This window comes from Actinomadura logoneensis (assembly GCF_003428695.1).
GTDB classification, from domain to species: Bacteria; Actinomycetota; Actinomycetes; order Streptosporangiales; family Streptosporangiaceae; genus Spirillospora; species Spirillospora logoneensis.
In genome coordinates this window covers 1-1,675 of record NZ_QURH01000558.1, presented here as the reverse complement: position 1 = coordinate 1,675, position 1,675 = coordinate 1, and the positions used below count along the sequence as shown (strand labels likewise).

General features: G+C 77.4%; 2 protein-coding genes. Both read left to right on the top strand.

From position 1 onward, the window contains the following. Positions 1 to 141: 141 nt before the first annotated feature. Positions 142 to 957: a Cof-type HAD-IIB family hydrolase gene (locus tag DZF91_RS24130; protein ID WP_117359582.1), complete on the top strand. Its 816-nt coding sequence runs from the start codon at positions 142 to 144 to the stop codon at positions 955 to 957. A 16-nt stretch (positions 958 to 973) separates the two neighbouring features. Continuing rightward, a partial coding sequence (locus DZF91_RS24125) for an MBL fold metallo-hydrolase (RefSeq protein ID WP_147341339.1) occupies positions 974 to 1,675 on the top strand: 702 nt, incomplete at its 3' end.

The following is a 1,675-nucleotide window of genomic DNA, read 5'->3' as shown; positions in this document are numbered from 1 at the left end:
CGGCGTGTACCTGCCGCTCGGCGGCGAGCCCGGCGGCCCCGACTGGGCCGCCCCCGGCTACGTCGCCTGCGTCGGCGGGTTCGACCTCGGCGGCTCCGTCCTCACCGAGGTCGCGGGCCTGGCCGCCGCCGGGGCCGGCACGTGACCGGGCGCCGGTCCGTCCGGTGGATCGTCACCGACCTGGACGGCACGCTCGTCGGCCGCGACCTGCGGATACCCAAGGCGAACGCGGCGGCGCTGCGCCGGTTCGCCGCGGCCGGGGGAGAGGTCGTCGTCGCCACCGGCCGCACCGAGGAGTCGGCGCTGCCCTACTACCGCGAACTCGGACTCGCCACCCCGGCGATCCTCTACAACGGCGCGCGGGTGGTCGACCTGTCCACCGGCGGCCTGCTCCACGCCCGCTGCCTGGACGCCGCGTCCTGGGCCAAGCTGTCCCTGCTGCTCGACGAACTGCCGGACGGCGCGCACGCGGTCGTGTTCAGCGACGGGCGCGGCCACACGCGGGACGACGGCGCGGCGGCGCTGCGCGACTACGCCCGCCGCGACGGCATCGGCCTGGTGCCCGTCGCGTCCTGGAACGACCTGCCGCTCGACGGGATCACCAAGGTCATGCTGGTCTGCGCGGACCCGGCGCTGATGGATCCGGCCGAGCGCGCGGTCGCCGCGACCGTCCCCGGCGTGACGCTCGTCCGGTCCGAGAGCACCTACCTCGAGGTGCTGCCCGAGGGCGCGACCAAGGGCACCGCGCTGCGCGAGCTGGCCGCCGCGCGGGGGGTGCCGATCGCCGAGGTCGCGGCGATCGGCGACAACCCGAACGACATCGACATGATCCGCGCGGCCGGGCTGGGCGCGGCGGTCGGGGACGGCCATCCGGACGTGCTCGCGGCGGCCGACATCGTCGTCGCGGCGTGCGCCGACGGAGCGGTCGCCGACCTCGTCGGGCGCGTCCTGGCATGACCGCCCGGACGCCGCGGTGATCCTCACCGTCGTGGGGTGCGCGGGCACCGTGCCCGGCCCGGACGCCGCGTGCTCCTGCTACCTGGTGGAGCACGCGGGCGTCCGGATCCTGCTCGACCTCGGGACCGGCGCGCTCGGCCCGCTCCAGCGGTTCGCCGAACCGTGCGCCGTGGACGCCGTGGTGCTCAGCCACGCGCACCGCGACCACTGCGCCGACCTGGTGCCGCTGGCGTACCTGCGGGACCGGCGGGACGCGCCCGGAACCGTTCCCGTGCTCGCCCCGGCGGGTTCCGCCGCACGCGCCGTCGGCGACGGACGCCCCTACACCGGCGCTTTGCGGTGGATCGACACCGGACCCGAGCCGTACCGGATCGGGCCGTTCACCATCCGGACGGTGCCGGTCCGGCACTCGGTGCCCGCCGTGGCCGTCCGGGTCTCCGCCGGTGGCACGAGCCTCACCTACTCCGGCGACACCGGGGTGTGCCCCGAGCTGGACGGCCTCGCCCGCGGTACCGACGTCCTGCTGTGCGAGGCGGCGGCGTCCGTGGACACGCCCGGGGCCGCCCGCCACCACCTGACCCCCGCCCAGGCGGCCGAGACGGCGACCCGCGCGGGGGCGGGGCAGCTGATCCTCACCCATCTGCGGCCCTGGGCCGACCCCGCGGCCGCGCTCGCCGAGGCCCGGGCGCGCGGCTCCGGGCCCGTCGTGTTGGCGGTG